The organism is Sinorhizobium sojae CCBAU 05684, from assembly GCF_002288525.1.
GTDB classification, from domain to species: domain Bacteria; phylum Pseudomonadota; class Alphaproteobacteria; order Rhizobiales; family Rhizobiaceae; genus Sinorhizobium; species Sinorhizobium sojae.
Map to the genome: position 1 here is coordinate 801,562 of NZ_CP023067.1, position 15,858 is coordinate 817,419.

At 62.8% G+C, this 15,858-nt stretch carries 14 protein-coding genes; 6 read left to right on the forward strand and 8 right to left on the reverse strand.

The features are described from left to right. Nucleotides 1–222: 222 nt before the first annotated feature. Together uvrC and SJ05684_RS03900 are read right to left on the reverse strand one after the other, a co-directional pair. Nucleotides 223–2,247, reverse strand: a complete 2,025-nt coding sequence (gene uvrC / locus SJ05684_RS03895) for an excinuclease ABC subunit UvrC (RefSeq protein ID WP_034854219.1) — start codon at nucleotides 2,245–2,247, stop codon at nucleotides 223–225. Next, the gene (locus SJ05684_RS03900) at nucleotides 2,244–3,008 is read right to left on the reverse strand and encodes an SDR family oxidoreductase (protein ID WP_034854218.1); all 765 of its coding nucleotides are present in this window, start codon (nucleotides 3,006–3,008) and stop codon (nucleotides 2,244–2,246) included. The genes uvrC and SJ05684_RS03900 overlap by 4 nt, the downstream gene beginning before the upstream one ends. A 369-nt stretch (nucleotides 3,009–3,377) precedes the next feature. On the opposite strand from SJ05684_RS03900, the gene SJ05684_RS03905 reads away from it, so the two are divergent. After that, nucleotides 3,378–4,016, forward strand: a complete 639-nt coding sequence (locus SJ05684_RS03905) for an outer membrane protein (RefSeq protein WP_034854217.1) — start codon at nucleotides 3,378–3,380, stop codon at nucleotides 4,014–4,016. A 118-nt stretch (nucleotides 4,017–4,134) separates the two neighbouring features. Here SJ05684_RS03905 and SJ05684_RS03910 read toward each other — a convergent pair whose 3' ends face one another. The 4 genes from SJ05684_RS03910 to SJ05684_RS03925 are packed head-to-tail and all read right to left on the reverse strand — an operon-like array spanning nucleotide 4,135 to nucleotide 6,795. After that, a complete protein-coding gene (locus SJ05684_RS03910; RefSeq protein WP_034854216.1) occupies nucleotides 4,135–4,725 on the reverse strand; it encodes a glutathione S-transferase in 591 nt (196 codons plus the stop codon). A gap of 16 nt (nucleotides 4,726–4,741) precedes the next feature. Then, a complete protein-coding gene (locus tag SJ05684_RS03915) occupies nucleotides 4,742–5,449 on the reverse strand; it encodes a ribonuclease T2 family protein (RefSeq protein ID WP_083846111.1) in 708 nt (235 codons plus the stop codon). Continuing rightward, nucleotides 5,431–5,874, reverse strand: a complete 444-nt coding sequence (locus SJ05684_RS03920) for a hypothetical protein (protein WP_034854214.1) — start codon at nucleotides 5,872–5,874, stop codon at nucleotides 5,431–5,433. The genes SJ05684_RS03915 and SJ05684_RS03920 overlap by 19 nt, the downstream gene beginning before the upstream one ends. A gap of 51 nt (nucleotides 5,875–5,925) precedes the next feature. Further along, nucleotides 5,926–6,795 (reverse strand): 23S rRNA (adenine(2030)-N(6))-methyltransferase RlmJ, encoded by an 870-nt coding sequence (locus SJ05684_RS03925; protein ID WP_034854213.1) that lies wholly within the window; start codon nucleotides 6,793–6,795, stop codon nucleotides 5,926–5,928. 68 nt (nucleotides 6,796–6,863) lie between these two features. Here SJ05684_RS03925 and SJ05684_RS03930 point away from each other — a divergent pair, with 68 nt between their 5' ends. Further along, complete coding sequence (locus SJ05684_RS03930; protein WP_095694201.1) at nucleotides 6,864–8,996, forward strand: molybdopterin-containing oxidoreductase family protein; 2,133 nt, start codon at nucleotides 6,864–6,866, stop codon at nucleotides 8,994–8,996. Nucleotides 8,997–9,041: 45 nt separating this feature from the next. Next, a complete protein-coding gene (locus tag SJ05684_RS03935) occupies nucleotides 9,042–9,638 on the forward strand; it encodes an NUDIX domain-containing protein (protein WP_034854211.1) in 597 nt (198 codons plus the stop codon). Between the two features lie 54 nt (nucleotides 9,639–9,692). Here SJ05684_RS03935 and purN read toward each other — a convergent pair whose 3' ends face one another. Together purN and purM are read right to left on the reverse strand one after the other, a co-directional pair. Further along, the gene (purN, locus tag SJ05684_RS03940; RefSeq protein ID WP_034854210.1) at nucleotides 9,693–10,355 is read right to left on the reverse strand and encodes a phosphoribosylglycinamide formyltransferase; all 663 of its coding nucleotides are present in this window, start codon (nucleotides 10,353–10,355) and stop codon (nucleotides 9,693–9,695) included. Next, nucleotides 10,352–11,422 carry a phosphoribosylformylglycinamidine cyclo-ligase gene (gene purM / locus SJ05684_RS03945; protein WP_034854345.1) on the reverse strand — a complete coding sequence of 357 codons (1,071 nt, stop codon included), beginning with the start codon at nucleotides 11,420–11,422 and terminating at the stop codon, nucleotides 10,352–10,354. Before purM ends, purN begins: the two co-directional genes overlap by 4 nt. Nucleotides 11,423–11,752: 330 nt before the next feature. Between purM and SJ05684_RS03950 the strand changes: the two genes are divergently transcribed. From SJ05684_RS03950 to SJ05684_RS03960, 3 genes are all read left to right on the forward strand, one after another. Continuing rightward, nucleotides 11,753–12,874, forward strand: a complete 1,122-nt coding sequence (locus SJ05684_RS03950; RefSeq protein ID WP_034854209.1) for an AI-2E family transporter — start codon at nucleotides 11,753–11,755, stop codon at nucleotides 12,872–12,874. A 21-nt stretch (nucleotides 12,875–12,895) separates the two neighbouring features. Next, the gene (hdaA, locus tag SJ05684_RS03955) at nucleotides 12,896–13,585 is read left to right on the forward strand and encodes a DnaA regulatory inactivator HdaA (RefSeq protein ID WP_034854208.1); all 690 of its coding nucleotides are present in this window, start codon (nucleotides 12,896–12,898) and stop codon (nucleotides 13,583–13,585) included. A gap of 63 nt (nucleotides 13,586–13,648) precedes the next feature. Continuing rightward, entirely contained in the window at nucleotides 13,649–15,853 is a 2,205-nt protein-coding gene (locus SJ05684_RS03960) for an RNA degradosome polyphosphate kinase (RefSeq protein ID WP_034854207.1), read from the forward strand. The last annotated feature ends 5 nt before the right edge of the window (nucleotides 15,854–15,858 follow it).

The window sequence follows — 15,858 nt, forward strand, 5'->3', positions numbered from 1 at the left end:
CTGGACACGACACCCCCCATTTCCCGCGGTCTAGGGTTATCGGCGCTGGCTGTTCTGGTTACGGGTGGAGCGGGATAAGCTTGACGACGGTCTTCCCGTCCCCCCCAAAATTTCACGTGTACAGAATGACTTTGTGACCGCAAGGTCAACAGGTCATCGAATACCTCTGCCATATTTCCCGGATTCCGGCTGAATGCAGCCTGAATTGCGCCACCCGGGAACTCATTTGGTGGCGTCCTCGTGAAAGTGCTCGTAGACGAGGCGGGCTACCGATTCGGAAATGCCATTCACCGCCATCAGATCGTTGATGCCGGCGCGCGACACCGCCTTGGCGGTGCCGAAATGGGTGAGAAGCGCCCGCTTTCGGGTCGGACCGATGCCGGCGATCTCGTCGAGCGGGTTCTTGACCATCTCCTTCTTCCGCCGCGCCCGATGCGAGCCGATCGCGAAGCGGTGCGCCTCGTCGCGAAGCCGCTGGATGAAGTAGAGCACCGGATCGCGCGGCGGCAGCGTGAAGCTTTCCCGGCCTAGCGCGAAGAAGCGCTCGCGTCCGGCATCGCGATCAACGCCCTTGGCGACACCGATCGCCGTCACGCATTCTCCGATGTCGAGTTCCTTCAGAACGGCGCGAACGGCCGTCATCTGTCCCTGGCCGCCATCGATCAGGATGACGTCGGGCCAGGCCGGAAAGCCGGTCTCCTCGCCTGGCTCAGCCGAGCGGTCCGGCTTGCCTTCCTCCTTCAGGAGACGCGAAAAGCGGCGCGTCATGACCTCGCGCATCATGCCGAAATCGTCGCCGGGCGTGATGTCGGTCGATTTGATGTTGAACTTGCGGTACTGGCCTTTGACGAAGCCTTCCGGGCCGGCCACCACCATGCCGCCGACTGCATTGGTGCCCATGATGTGCGAGTTGTCGTAGACCTCGATGCGGCGTGGCACGGAAGGAAGCCTGAATGTCTGCGCAAAGCCCTCGAGCAGCCGTGACTGCGACGCCGTTTCCGCCAGCTTGCGTCCATGTGCCTCGCGGGCATTGGCGAGCGCATGGTCGACGAGATCCTTCTTCTCCCCGCGCTGCGGCACGAGGACCGATACCTTGTAACCGGACTTTTCGCTGAGCGCCTGAGCGAGCAGTTCCTGTTCCGCGACAGCCTCGCAGAGCAGGATCTGCCGCGGACAGGGCTTATCGTCGTAGAACTGCGCGAGAAAGGCACTGAGCACTTCGCTTGCCGGGAGCGCCGGGTCGGCCTTGGGGAAATAGGCGCGGTTGCCCCAGTTCTGCCCGGTGCGGAAGAAGAACACCTGAATGCAGGAAATCCCGCCCTCGTGATGGATGGCGAAGACATCCGCCTCCTCGACGCCCGAGGGATTGATGCCCTGATGGCTCTGGACGTGGCTCAGCGCCGCCAGGCGGTCGCGATAGAGGGCCGCGCGCTCGAAGTCGAGATTTTCGGAAGCTTCCGCCATGGCGGCGGCTATCGTCTGCTTCACGGCCTGGCTCTTGCCGGAGAGGAAATCCTTCGCCTCTCGGACGAGCTCTGCATAATCTTCATCGCTGATCTCGCCGGTGCAGGGCGCCGCACAGCGCTTGATCTGGTAAAGCAGGCAAGGGCGCGTGCGCGTTTCGAAAACGCTGTCCGTGCAGGTCCGAAGCAGGAAGGCGCGCTGCAGCGAGTTGATCGTTCGCCCGACGGCGCCGGCGGAGGCGAAGGGGCCGAAATACTCACCCTTTCGGCTGCGCGCGCCGCGATGCTTGTAGAGCGCAGGGGCACGGCTGTCGCCGGTGACAACGATATAGGGGAAGGACTTGTCGTCGCGCAGAAGCACGTTGAAGCGCGGACGCAGGCGCTTGATGAGGTTCGCCTCGAGCAGCAGCGCCTCGATCTCCGTCCGCGTCGTGACGAATTCCATATTCGCCGTCTCGCGGACCATGCGCGCGATGCGGTTGGAGTGGCCGCGCCCCTGCGCGTAGTTGCTCACCCGCTTTTTCAGGCTGCGCGCCTTGCCGACATAGAGCACGTCGCCGGCCGCGTTGAGCATGCGATAGACGCCCGGCCCGTTCGGCAAGCGCTTGACGAAAGCCTGGATCAACTCGGCTCCTTTGAGCCCTTCCGTTTCCGGCTGGCTTTCCGCCCAAGCAACCGCAGGGGCAGGCCGCTCGCTCTCGCTCACCTCGACGAGGTCTTCGTCATCGTCCGTCTCGCTGCCGTCATAAAGGATGCCACCGTCCGTGGGCGTTCGCCCGTTCATTCCACTATCTCCCGAATATCCGGCGTCTCCCAGGCGAGGTGCTGGCCGCCGTCGAGCGCGATCATCTGTCCGGTAACCGAGGGCGTCTCGAAAAGGAAGCGGATCGCGCGTCCGAACTCGTCGAGGGTCGGGCCGCGCCTGAGTATCAGCGCCTCGACCTGCGCCTCGAAGTCCGTCCGGTTCTGCCGGTCGTTTGGCAGCGTCGGGCCCGGTCCGATGCCGTTGACGCGGATGTTGGGGGCAAGCGCCTGTGCCATCGTCCGGGTGGCCGTCCAGAGCGCCGACTTGGACAGCATATAGGAATAAAAGCGGGGATTTGGAGACCAGACGCGCTGGTCGATCACATTGACCACGAGGCCGGAGACGCCGCCTGGGCGCTGGCGGGCGAAATCACGGGCAAGCAGGGAAGGGGCCTTCACATGGAGCGCGAAATGCCGCTCCCACACTGCTTCGTCGAACTGATCGAGGCTGTCCTTGCTGAAGACGGAAGCATTGTTGACGAGAAGATCGAGAGGGCCGATCCGGTCAACAGCTTCGGCGACCAGTCGCGTCGCCGCCTCGGCATCGGTCAGGTCCGCCTGCAGCGCGACGGCCCTGACGCCGGAGGCGCCAAGCTCCGCTGCCAATGCCTCCGCCTCTGAGAAGGAGCCGTTCGCATGAATGGCAACCGCAAAGCCGTGCGTCGCCAGGTCCTCAACTATTGCCCTGCCTATCCGTCGGGCGCCGCCCGTTACCAGCGCCGCCTTTAGTGCCCTTTTCAACGTGTCGTCCCGTTCGCGAATCCTGTTCCAACAGGTTCAAGATATAGGCCATAAGCGGGTGGCCTAACCACTGCCCGGACGATTCATTTCCAAAATTTTAACGGGATCGGCGCAAATCGAGTTATTTTCCGTAGTTAAAGTATAGTTTTCGTTAATCTTGAGATTTGGTTAACAAATACCCTGTTGTTTGAAAACAACACCAAATTTCTGCCGCGCTGGCGCCACTGAAATTTCATATTTTAGCTCTTGAGAATCCGCATTTGCTGTCCAATTTTCGGTCAACCGGGCGGGTTAATTACAGATGTCCGGTGTTCCCCTAAGGAGCACGTCATGCTTGCTTAGGGGCGCCGGTTCGAAAAGGAGAATAGTATGCGTACCCTCACCACCACCCTCATGGCATCGGCCATTGCTCTCGTTGCCTTCCAGGCCGCCCACGCCGCCGACGCGGTCTACGAAGTCCCGGCTGCCCCGGCCGCCGAATACACCGAGCCGGCGGTCAAGAACTGGTCGGGCGCCTATGTAGGCGGCACGGCGAATTGGCATTACGGCGAAGCTGACGCAACCGGCGACAATACCTCGGCCGGCTTCGGCGGCGGCCTCTACGGCGGCTACAACGTCCAGGACGGGCAGATGGTCTATGGCGGTGAAGCCGACATCAACTATGCCGGCAATGATTCCACCCTCGGTGACCGCCGCGTCAAGCAGGGCGTCAACGGCTCGGTCCGCGGTCGCGTCGGCGTCGATGTGAACCCGGTTCTGGTTTACGGCACGGCCGGTGTCGCGCTCGGCAACGCCAAGCTTTCGACCTCGGCGGGCTCGGATGACAAGACGCTGGTCGGCTGGACCGCCGGCGTCGGCGCGGAGACCTTCGTCACCGACAACATCACCGCGCGTGCCGAATACCGCTACACCGATTACGCCTCGAAGGACTTCCGCCCGGGCGGCACGACCGTCTCGTCGGGCTATGACGAGCACAGCGTTCGCCTCGGCATGGGCGTGAAGTTCTGATCCTCAAGGGTGCATTGCTGCGCAAATTCAAAGGGTTATAGAGAACTTTGCGCGTCTGAAAAGAGGTGCGGCGCTAAAAGGCCGGGGTGACCCGGCCTTTTAACATATGGCCTGTCTGTCAGGCCTTGAATTTCGAATAGTCGGGGAAGTGCTTCTCGAATTTGGCGGGCCATTTTTCGAGTCTGCGCCGGCCTTTCTGCCACTCACCGGTAAAGCGCAGCTCGATGTAGCGCAGCATGGCGGCAAGCGCGAAGTGGCCGGCATGCAGCTTGCCACCGGTCTTCGGCAGATTGGCCTCAAGGTAGTCGAGGCCGCGCTCCACCTTTTCCCATTGCCGGTCGATCCAGGGCTGATGCACCTTTTCCGGCGGATGGGAGCGTTTTTCGTAAACGATGGCGAGAAGACTGTCGCAAATGCCGTCACAAAGCGCTTCGAGCACTTCCACCTCCGTGCGTTTCGCAGGCTTCTTGGGGTAGAGGTTGCCCTTGGTCTCTCGATCGATGAAGTGCATGATCGCGCGGCTGTCGTAGATCGCCTGGCTCTCCGAGGTGACGAGGGTCGGAATCTTGCCGAGAGGATTATTGGTGACGAGTTCCGGCGGATTGGCGTTGGTATCCGTGAGGACGCTTTCCGCGGCCAGGCCGACGTGATGCGCCGCCATGCGGACCTTGTTCGAATAGGGGGAGGCGGGGGAATAGAATATCTTCATGCGGCGACTTTCTGTTTCATTGGGCGGGAGGCAGGACGACCACGCTTCTTCTGCAGGCGCGGCTATCCACTTCCGGGCAAGTCCTGAAGTTCAGCTCCTTGTCAAAGCAGATCCTGATTTCGTCGAGAAGCCGGCCCTCGCAGGTAACGGCGATCGTCTGCGGTGTCATCCCCGGATTTCTCTCCACGAAAGCTGTTTCGATTGCCGCGATGGACAGGTTGCGCGATTGACTCGTGCTCAGGAGGTCCGGCGGGACGGCGAGCCTTTCGCGGGCGGCCCGTGTTGCGGCGAGATAATCGGCCTGATCAAGCCCGGAGCAGGTGCCATGCTTGCGCCACTGATGGCCGATCAGGCCCATGGACGGGATGAGATCGAGATATTGCCGCCCCAGCACCTCGGGCACGCGCCGCGGCGCCCAACTTGGGCAATTTTCCGGATAGCCGCTTTCGTATTGTGGCCACAGGCCATGAACGACGAGACCATGCCCGTCACCCTCTTCGCATTGATCCGTCTTTCCCTTCGCGTCGTTGGCCTTGCACCAAGTCGGCGACCAGGAAAGCGACAACACGTAGAAATCAAATCCCGTGCCGACGGGAATTGCTGCCGCATTCGCTGTGGGCGACGCCGCCCTGCCGCCGTCTTCGCCGCTACATCCCGCGATCGCCAACAGGGCGACGAACGCCGGTAAGAACCTTTCTGCCGCGATCAACGCAACGAAGCGCAATGGGCGCCGTAGACATACCAGGGATCAAGCCCCCCAATGCAGAACTCGACATTGGAACCGACGCCGGCAAAGCCCCATGGCCGCTCGATCACGTACCACATCGGGCGGCGCACGCCGTCCGTCGTCACGGCCGTTCCGTAGCAATATTCGCGCTCTACCAGATGCGTGTAATCACGCGGCTCGTACCGCGTGAGGCCCATGTCGCGGATCTCGGAAATGGCGATGTTCGCGTGCAGATAATTCACTGCCTTGTAGTCGAAGCGCCGGGTAATGAAGCCGAGGACGGAGGGATTGCCGCAAGCGCCGATATCGTAGGTCGGCTTGACGACGGGCGCCTCGGCATAATCGGCAGCCGCGGCGTGGCCGACTGCTCCGGCGGCGAGGGAAAGCGAGGTGAGAAGCATTGCGGCAAGCTTGCAGGTCATGGCTACCTCCCTGAATCACCTGGAGAGATTGCGGCCAGCAGCTTGGCTCCGTCAAGCCCCTCGGTTGAGAGGCGCTTCCCCACGCAGCCAGAAGCAGCGTGCCGAAGCGAACCGATCCTGCCGCAGCTTCTCCTTCAGGTAAGGCAGCAGAATGTCGAGTTCGCCCTTGAGCGTGTAGGGCGGGTTGACGATGACTAGGCCTGATCCGGCAAGCCCCGTCGTGTCACGGTCGCTTCGGACGGAAAGCTCGGCGACAAGCATTTTCGGGATATCCAGCGCCTTCAGTGCCGCGTGAAGATCCTTGACCGGTGCCCCCTTCTTCAGCGGATACCAGAGGCAATAGATGCCTCCTGCGAAGCGGCGATATGCCTTGGCGAGGCCGTCGACCAGCCGCTCGTACTCGCCTTCGATCTCGAAGGGCGGATCGACGAGGACGAGACCGCGCTTCTCCTTCGGCGGCAGATGGGCGCCGAGCGCCAGCCAGCCGTCAAGCTGCGTCACCCGGCTTTGGAAGTCGCCCTCGAACAGACGGTGCAGCGTCTCGTAGTCCTCTGGATGAAGTTCCATTGCCGAAAGTCGATCTTGCGGGCGAAAGAGCATGCGCACGAGCTTCGGCGAGCCCGGATAATGTGTGAGCCCGCCCTCCGGATTGAGGTCGCGCACAACCGAGAGATAGGGCTCCAGAATGGCCGCGACCGGTAAAGGCAGGTCGGCATCGATCAGCCGTCCGATGCCCTCGCGCCATTCGCCCGTCTTTTGCGCTTCCTCGCTCGAAAGATCGTAGAGCCCGATGCCGGCATGGGTGTCGAGCACCCGGAAGGCTTTGTCCTTCTGCTTCAGATAGGTGACGAGCCGCGCCAGCACTGCGTGCTTCAGGACATCGGCGAAATTGCCAGCATGGTAGATGTGCCGATAGTTCATAAGAGTCGCCGATGGCTATGATCAATTGTTTCGATGAATGGCGAAAGTGGCTTTGAGCGCCAGGAACCATGCCATATAGAAAAGCCATGACCGTAGCGACCCCTATCAAGCCAGAAAAATCCGTTGGCCATTCGGTATGTCCGCATGACTGTCCCTCGGCCTGCGCGCTGGAGGTCGACCTGACCGCGGAGGGGCGGATCGGGCGGCTGCGCGGTGCCGCCGACAATAGCTATACGGCCGGCGTCATCTGCGCCAAGGTGGCGCGCTACAGCGAGCGTATCTACCATCCCGCCCGACTGATGGTGCCGCAGCGCCGCATCGGCGACAAGGGCGGGGGCAAATGGCAGGAGATGTCCTGGGAAGCCGCCCTCGACGAGATCGCCGACCGCTTCCTGAAGGCCGAGCAGAGGCACGGTGCGGAAGCGGTCTGGCCCTATTTCTATGCGGGCACCATGGGGCAGGTTCAGCGCGACTCGATCGAACGGCTGCGTCACGCGAAGCGCTACTCCGGCTTCTTCGGCTCGATCTGCACGAACATGGCCTGGACCGGTTTCACCATGGCGACCGGTGCCTTGCGCGGTCCCGACCCGCGTGAAATGGCGAAGTCCGATTGCGTGGTGATCTGGGGCACCAACGCGGTGGCGACACAGGTCAATGTGATGACTCATGCCGTCAAGGCGCGCAAGGAGCGCGGCGCCCGGATCGTCGTCATCGACATCTACGACAACCCGACAATGAAGCAGGCCGATATGGGGCTGGTGCTCAAGCCCGGCACCGATGCCGCGCTCGCCTGCGCCGTCATGCACGTCGCCTTCCGTGACGGCTATGCCGATCGCGACTACATGGCCAGGTTCGCCGACGATCCGGCGGGTCTCGAGGAGCACCTCAGGACGCGCGGGCCCGAATGGGCATCGGTCATTACCGGGCTGCCGGTCGAGGAAATCGAGGCCTTTGCGAAGCTCGTCGGCACGACGCAGAAGACGTATTTCCGCCTCGGCTACGGTTTCACCCGCCAGCGCAACGGCTCCGTCGCCATCCATGCGGCCGCCTCGGTCGCCACCGTGCTCGGCTCGTGGAAACACGAAGGCGGCGGTGCCTTCCATTCGAACAACGACATCTTCAAGATCGACAAGCGCGAACTCGTCGGCTCCGCGCTGCACGATCCCGACGTGCGCATGCTCGACCAGTCGCAGATCGGCCGCGTGCTGACGGGCGACGCAGAGGCGTTGCGCCACCGCGGGCCCGTGACGGCGATGCTCATTCAGAACACCAATCCGGTGAACGTCGCGCCGGAGCAGCGGCTGGTGAAGCGAGGCTTCCTGCGTGACGACCTGTTTGTCGCCGTGCACGAGCAGTTCATGACCGATACGGCGCAAGTCGCCGACATCGTCCTGCCGGCCACGATGTTCCTGGAGCACGACGATCTCTATCGCGGCGGCGGTCACCAGCACATCCTGATCGGCCCGAAGCTCGTCGAGCCGCCGCCGACGGTGCGCACGAACCTCTTCGTCATCGAGGAACTGGCAACGCGTCTCGGCGTCGCCGATCTCCCCGGCTTCGGCCTGACGGAGCGGCAGCATATCGACCGGTTGCTCGCCAATTACGGCATCGGCCACGAGGAGATGAAAGAGAGGAAATGGCTCGATTGCCAGCCGGCCTTCGAGACCGCGCATTTCCTGAACGGCTTCGGGCATCCGGACGGCAAGTTCCGCTTCAGGGCTGACTGGACCGGCACACCCGCCCCGAACCGGCCGCCAAAATCGATGGGCTCCCAAGGGCCGTACACTGAGCTGCCGCAATTCCCGGATCACGTGGAACTGATCGAAGTCGCCGACGAGCGCCATCCTTTCCGGCTTGCGACCTCGCCGGCGCGCTCCTTCCTGAACTCGACCTTCGCCGAAACGCCGTCCTCGATCGCCAAGGAAGGGCGACCGGAGGTCATGATCCATGCGGAGGACGCGGCCGGACTCGGCATTGCCGACGGCGACGTCGTCTGTCTTGGCAACGAGCGCGGCGAAATCCGCCTGCACGCCAGGATCGGCGGCGGCGCCCGCCGTGGCGTCCTCGTCGCCGAGGGGCTCTGGCCGAACGGCGCCCATCTCGACGGCGAGGGAATCAACGTGCTGACCGGCGCCGACGCGGTCGCGCCCTATGGCGGCGCGGCCTTCCACGACAATCGAGTCTGGTTGCGCCGAGCCTGAACACTTCCCAGACATAGGCTTCGCTTTCTCAAACAAGGACTGGCCATGAAGGAACATTCCGACTCACGCGTCCGGATCATCGACCGGCGGCCGCTCTGGAACGGCTTCATCAGCCTCGAGCAGGTCACGCTTGAGCAGCAGATGTCCAATGGGACCACCGCGCGTCTCGTGCGCGAGGTGCACGACCACGGCCGCGCGGCGACAATCCTGCTTTTCGACCCGGTGCGGCAGGTGGTCGTGCTCGTGCGCCAGCTCCGGATTCCGGTGTTCATGCAGGGTGAGCCGGCCTACCTGATCGAGACGCCGGCGGGTCTTCTCGATGGCGAGGCGCCGGAGGTGGCGATCTGCCGCGAGGCTATGGAGGAAACCGGTTACCACATCGAAAGCGCCATGCACCTCTTCGACGCCTATATGAGTCCCGGCTCGATAACCGAGCGGACGAGTTTCTTCCTCGGCCATATCGACACCTCCAAGAAGGTGGCAGCGGGCGGCGGGCTTGCCCATGAGGGCGAGGACATCGAGGTTTTGGAAATCCCCTTCGAAGAGGCGATCCGGATGGTCGGCACCGGCGAGATCTGCGACGCCAAGACCATCATGCTGGTGCAATGGGCGATGCTGAACCGCGCTTTCCTGTCGGAATGAACGCCTGAAGAGCATCCCTTGCGGCAGGACAGAGTGGGGCGCGGCGCTATCGTACTAAACGGCGGGAGAAATTAGCGCTCCCATTTCTTCGCTAAGGGCATGGCTGACGGCGCAGCCATTCTTCATCTCGACCTTGCCCTCCGCAACCAGCCTCAAGGCCAGCGGATAGATCTTGTGCTCGACGGTCAGGATGCGGGCGGCAAGGGTCTCGGGCGTGTCGCCGGCGAGGACCGGAACGGCGGCCTGGGCGATGATCGGGCCGTCATCCATGCCCTCGGTCACGAAATGGACCGTGCAGCCCGCAATCTTCATGCCCGCGTCGATCGCGCGCTGGTGCGTGTGGAGCCCCGGGAAGAGCGGCAGGAGCGAGGGATGGATGTTGAGGATCCTGCCCTCGTGGCGATGGATGAAGGCCTCGGAGAGCAGCCGCATGTAGCCGGCAAGGCAGATGACGTCCGGCTGCAGCCGGTCGAGTTCGGCAAGGATCGCCGCCTCATGTGCTTCCTTGCTGGCAAAATCCTTGCGGACGAAGGAGGAGGTCGGGATGCCGAGCGCCGCCGCCTTGGCGAGGCCGCCGGCCTCCACCTTGTCCGAGATGACGGCGATGATCTCGGCAGGGAAATCTGGCTCGGCAGCGGCCTTTGCCAGCGACAGCATGTTCGACCCCCCGCCGGAGATGAAGACGACAACCCTTTTCCTGGCTGCGGATGGGCTCATAGGGCGAGGCTGCCCTTGTAGATCGTGCCGGCGGCGTCTTCCTCGCGCGCGACCATGCGGCCGAGCGTGAAGACCGTTTCGCCCTCGCCGGCGAGCACTGCCGCGACGCGGTCTGCCTCCGCGGACGGCACCACGGCGATCATGCCGACGCCGCAATTGAAGGTGCGCAGCATCTCGTTGGCGGCGACGCCGCCGGTCCTGGCGAGCCAGGAGAAGACGGCCGGCGGCTTGATGGCGCCGAGGTCGATCTCCGCGGCAAGATGCTTCGGCAGCACGCGCGGGATGTTTTCCGGAAAACCGCCGCCGGTGATGTGGGCGAGCGCCTTGATCGCTCCGGTCTCGCGGATTGCCTTCAAGAGCGGCTTCACATAGATGCGGGTGGGCGTCATCAGGAGGTCGGCGAGCGTACCCTCGCCAAAGGGCGCCGGCGCGTCCCAGCCGAGGCCGGACAGTGTGACGATCTTGCGCACCAGCGAATAGCCGTTCGAATGCACGCCGGAGGAGGCGAGCCCGAGGATCACGTCGCCTTCGGCGATATCACCGGCCGGAAGCAGCTGCCCGCGTTCGGCAGCCCCCACGGCGAAGCCGGCAAGGTCGTAGTCGCCGCCGGAATACATGCCCGGCATCTCGGCCGTTTCCCCGCCGATCAGCGCGCAGCCCGCTTCGCGGCAGCCGGCGGCAATGCCGGCGACGATCGCCGCGCCCTGGTCCGGATCGAGCTTTCCGGTGGCGAAATAGTCGAGGAAGAACAGGGGTTCCGCACCCTGCACGACGAGGTCGTTGACGCACATGGCCACGAGGTCGATGCCGACCGTATCGTGCTTGTCGGCGTCGATGGCGATCTTGAGCTTGGTGCCGACCCCATCATTGGCCGCCACCAGGACCGGATCGCTGAAACCCGCGGCCTTTAGGTCGAAAAGCCCGCCGAAACCGCCGATCTCGCCATCGGCGCCCGGACGTCGGGTCGAGCGCACATGCGGCTTGATCTTCTCGACCATCAGGTTGCCGGCATCGATATCCACACCCGCGTCGCTATAGGTGAGGCCGTTCTTGCCCGACTGGCTCATGCTCGTTCTCCAAGGCTCGTCGTATTTGCGGATGCGATTGGCACGGTCGGCCGGGGAGTGCAAGCGCGCATGCCGGCGGGCGCGCTGTTTTTTCACCTTTTTGCCGATGGGCAGCGTCAATGACCGGCCCGGCGGGTGAAGTTCCGGCGTTCTGGCCCACAGCGCCGCCGTCTCATCAGACGCGCAAAGATCGCTGCAGGGCTTTGAATTGCTGCATGTCTTCTCAAATCGAGGGCGATATAACGAGACATGCAGTAGCCGGGCTTGACCTCGGCGCGCGCAGGACCCTATCTCGTCCACATGGATGCACGGGCCGGGGCAGGAAGTGACATGAGCAATCGGGTGAGCGGTTTGGGACTTCGGCGCCAGATCTTTTTCTGGATGCTCGTTCTTGCCACTTTCATCCTGTTCCTGATGGTCTTCAGCTCGATCCTGCTGCCGTTCCTCGCCGGCATGGCGCTTGCATATTTCCTCGACCCCGTCGCGGATCGACTGGAGCGCCTGGGCCTCAGCCGTCTGATGGCGACGATCGTCATTCTCGCCACCTTCATCGTCATCTTCGCGCTGTCCCTAGTGATCATCATTCCGCTGGTCTTCTCGCAGGCCGCTGATTTCATCCAGAAGATGCCCGGCTACATCACCAGGCTGCAGGCGTTCCTGACCGACTCGCAGGCGATGCTGCTGCCGGACTGGCTCGGCGACGAGATGACGGCCATAAAGCAGAATTCGGCCAAACTGCTGGAGCAGGGGGCAAGCTTTCTCGGCACGCTGTTCCAGCAGATCTGGAACTCGGGCATGGCACTTCTGGACATCTTGTCGCTGTTCATCATCACGCCGGTCGTTGCCTTCTACCTGCTGCTCGACTGGGACCGGATGATCGAGACCGTGGATAGCTGGATACCGCGCGATCACGTCGAGGTAGTCCGCCAGATCGCCCGGGACATGAACGCCACCATTGCCGGCTTCGTTCGCGGGCAGGGCTCGCTCTGTATCATTCTCGGTCTCTATTATGCCATCGGCCTGTCGCTCGTCGGCCTCAACTTCGGACTGCTGATCGGGCTCTTTGCCGGCATGATCAGCTTCATCCCCTATGTCGGCTCGCTGGTCGGCCTTGTCCTGGCGGCCGGCGTCGCCATCGTCCAGTTCTGGCCGGAATATTTCTGGATCGTGCTCGTCCTCGTCATCTTCTTCAGCGGCCAATTCCTTGAAGGTAACGTTCTCCAGCCGAAGTTGGTCGGCAAAAGCGTCGGTCTCCATCCGGTCTGGCTGATGTTCGCGCTGCTTGCCTTCGGCGCGCTGTTCGGCTTCGTCGGCCTACTGGTGGCGGTGCCGGCCGCAGCCGCGATCGGCGTCCTTGTTCGCTTCGGCATCCAGCGATACCTTGAAAGCGACCTTTATCACGGGCATAGGACAGCCGCGAACCAGCCGTCGAAGGGCGAGGAGCCCCGCTGACGGAATTGTCCAGAGCAAAGCATGACAAGAAGTCCGTACGAACAACTGCCGCTCGTCTTCAGGCATGATCCGGCTACGGGCAGAGAGGATCTGCTCGTTTCCGACCGCTTGAGCGCGGCCATTGCCATCGTCGACCTCTGGCCCGACTGGCCGTCGCCTGTCGTCATCATCGCCGGACCGGTCGGTTCCGGTAAATCGCATCTCGCCAGCATCTGGCGGGAGAAGACGGGTGCCGAGTCGATCCACCCGATTGCGGGCTCGAACGCCTCCGACATTGCCGCCGCAAAGCCCGTCCTCTTCGAGGATGTCGATCGGCAGGGTTTCGACGATACGGCGCTTTTCCATGTCATCAACAGCGTGCGCCAGAACGGCACGGCCCTGTTGATGACCTCGAGGCTGTGGCCCATGTCCTGGCCGGTGACGCTTCCGGATCTGCGGTCCCGGCTCAGGGCCGCCACGGTTGTCGAGATCGGCGAGCCGGACGACGAACTCTTGACTCAGGTGCTTTTCAAGCTCTTTGCCGATCGCCAGCTTCTCGTCGACGAGCGCCTCGTCGCCTATATCGTCAATCGGATGGAGCGCTCGCTGGAGGCGGCGCAGATCGTCGTCGAGCGGCTGGACCATTTGGCGCTCGCGCGCGGTACGCGGCTTACGCGCGCGCTCGCGGCGGAAGTCTTGGATGAACTGGCAAATGCCCGTTGCGTCGATTGACTGTCACAGTTCCGTCGTCAAACTGAGATAGCTCGTTCAACCGGAGCAATGGGGTTTGATTGGATGGATAGCGCGACGTCTGCAGCAACCGAACAGAAGCCGGCTATTGAGCAAAAGGCCCCGGCGGAGGCTGTGGACCTGCTCACGAGCCCGGAGCGCTTCGTCAACCGTGAGTTCTCCTGGCTGCAGTTCAACCGTCGCGTCCTCGAGGAGACGCTGAACACGGCGCATCCGCTTCTCGAACGCGTCCGCTTTCTCTCCATCTCGGCCGCCAACCTTGACGAATTCTTCATGGTTCGCGTCGCCGGCCTCGAGGGACAGGTTCGTTCCGGCGTTTCGCTGCGCAGCCCCGACGGCAAAACGCCGGCCGAACAGCTTGAGGAAATCTTGAAGGAAATCGTCAATCTGCAGATGGAGCAGCAGGCATCGCTCGCGGTTCTGCAGCAATATCTCGCCAAGGAGGACATCCTCATCGTCCGCCCGGCCGCCTTGTCCGCCCAGGACAGGAGTTGGCTCGCCAACGAATTCGACCAGGCGATTTTCCCGGTCCTGACGCCGCTCTCGATCGATCCGGCGCACCCGTTCCCCTTCATTCCGAATCTCGGCTTCTCGATCGGCCTCCAGCTCGTCAGCAAGACGGGCCGCGAGCCGATGACGGCGCTCTTGCGCCTGCCGGTTGCCCTCGACCGCTTCATCCGCCTGCCCGACGTCAAGAACGTCATCCGCTACATTACGCTGGAAGACGTCGTCGGCCAGTTCATCGACCGCCTCTTTCCCGGGTACGAAGTGAAAGGCTCCGGAACGTTCCGCATCATCCGCGATAGCGATATCGAAGTCGAGGAAGAGGCCGAGGACCTGGTCCGCCTGTTCGAGACGGCCCTGAAGCGCCGCCGCCGAGGCTCGGTGATCCGCATTGAAACCGATTCCGAAATGCCGGCCTCGCTGCGCCAGTTCGTGGTGCACGAACTCGGCGTTCCGGATAATCGCGTCGCCGTCCTGCCGGGCCTCCTGGCGCTCAACACCTTTTCCGAAATCACCAAGGCGCCGCGCGAGGACTTGCGTTTCGAACCCTACAATCCGCGCTTTCCGGAACGCGTGCGTGAACATGGCGGCGATTGTTTCGCAGCGATTCGCGAGAAGGACATGGTGGTCCACCATCCTTACGAGTCCTTCGACGTCGTGGTGCAGTTCCTGCTGCAGGCGGCGCGCGATCCGGACGTGCTCGCCATCAAGCAGACGCTTTACCGCACCTCGAACGACAGCCCGATCGTGCGCGCGCTGATCGACGCGGCGGATGCCGGCAAGTCGGTGACGGCACTGGTCGAGCTCAAGGCCCGCTTCGACGAGGAGGCGAACATTCGCTGGGCGCGCGACCTGGAGCGCGCGGGCGTTCAGGTCGTCTTCGGCTTCATCGAGCTCAAGACGCATGCGAAAATGTCTATGGTCGTGCGCCGGGAGGAGGGCAAGCTCCGCACCTATTGCCACCTCGGCACCGGCAACTACCATCCCGTGACGGCGAAGATCTATACGGACCTGTCGTTCTTTACCTGCAACGCCGTGATCGCCCACGACATGGCGAACATCTTCAACTTCATCACCGGCTATGGCGAACCGGAGGCGGGCATGAAGCTCGCGGTTTCGCCGCACACGCTGCGCCCGCGCATCCTCAAGCATATCGACGAGGAGATCGCGCATGCGGAGGCTGGCCGGCCGGCGGAAATCTGGATGAAGATGAACTCGCTCGTCGACCCGGAAATCATCGACGCGCTTTACAAGGCAAGCCGCGCCGGCGTCGAGGTCGATCTCGTCGTGCGCGGCATCTGCTGCCTGCGTCCGCAGGTGCCGGGACTCTCCGACAATATTCGTGTCAAGTCCATCGTCGGCCGTTTCCTCGAGCATTCCCGCATATTCTGCTTCGGCAACGGCCATGGGCTTCCCTCAGAAAATGCGCTTGTCTATATCGGTTCGGCGGATATGATGCCGCGAAATCTGGACAGGCGGGTCGAGACGCTCGTGCCTCTGATCAACCGGACTGTGCACGAACAGGTTCTTTCGCAGATCATGTTGGGCAATCTCATCGACAACCAGCAGAGCTACGAAATTCTTCCGGACGGCACCTCGCGCCGCTTGGAAGTCGGCAAGGATGCCGAGCCGTTCAATGCGCAGCATTACTTTATGACCAATCCCAGCCTTTCGGGCCGGGGTGAGGCCCTGAAGTCCAGTGCACCGAAGCTGATTGCCGGCTGGAAAAGCGGTTGGCGCAAGTAAACTGG

Excerpts from the sequence above, each read along its gene's own strand:
- uvrC (WP_034854219.1), bottom strand. The coding sequence starts at position 2,247 with ATGAACGGGCGAACGCCCACGGACGGTGGCATCCTTTATGACGGCAGC.
- SJ05684_RS03905 (WP_034854217.1), top strand. The coding sequence starts at position 3,378 with ATGCGTACCCTCACCACCACCCTCATGGCATCGGCCATTGCTCTCGTT.
- SJ05684_RS03935 (WP_034854211.1), top strand. The coding sequence starts at position 9,042 with ATGAAGGAACATTCCGACTCACGCGTCCGGATCATCGACCGGCGGCCG.
- hdaA (WP_034854208.1), top strand. The coding sequence starts at position 12,896 with ATGACAAGAAGTCCGTACGAACAACTGCCGCTCGTCTTCAGGCATGAT.
- purN (WP_034854210.1), bottom strand. The coding sequence starts at position 10,355 with ATGAGCCCATCCGCAGCCAGGAAAAGGGTTGTCGTCTTCATCTCCGGC.
- SJ05684_RS03950 (WP_034854209.1), top strand. The coding sequence starts at position 11,753 with ATGAGCAATCGGGTGAGCGGTTTGGGACTTCGGCGCCAGATCTTTTTC.
- SJ05684_RS03960 (WP_034854207.1), top strand. The coding sequence starts at position 13,649 with ATGGATAGCGCGACGTCTGCAGCAACCGAACAGAAGCCGGCTATTGAG.
- purM (WP_034854345.1), bottom strand. The coding sequence starts at position 11,422 with ATGAGCCAGTCGGGCAAGAACGGCCTCACCTATAGCGACGCGGGTGTG.
- SJ05684_RS03925 (WP_034854213.1), bottom strand. The coding sequence starts at position 6,795 with ATGAACTATCGGCACATCTACCATGCTGGCAATTTCGCCGATGTCCTG.
- SJ05684_RS03920 (WP_034854214.1), bottom strand. The coding sequence starts at position 5,874 with ATGACCTGCAAGCTTGCCGCAATGCTTCTCACCTCGCTTTCCCTCGCC.
- SJ05684_RS03910 (WP_034854216.1), bottom strand. The coding sequence starts at position 4,725 with ATGAAGATATTCTATTCCCCCGCCTCCCCCTATTCGAACAAGGTCCGC.
- SJ05684_RS03930 (WP_095694201.1), top strand. The coding sequence starts at position 6,864 with ATGCCATATAGAAAAGCCATGACCGTAGCGACCCCTATCAAGCCAGAA.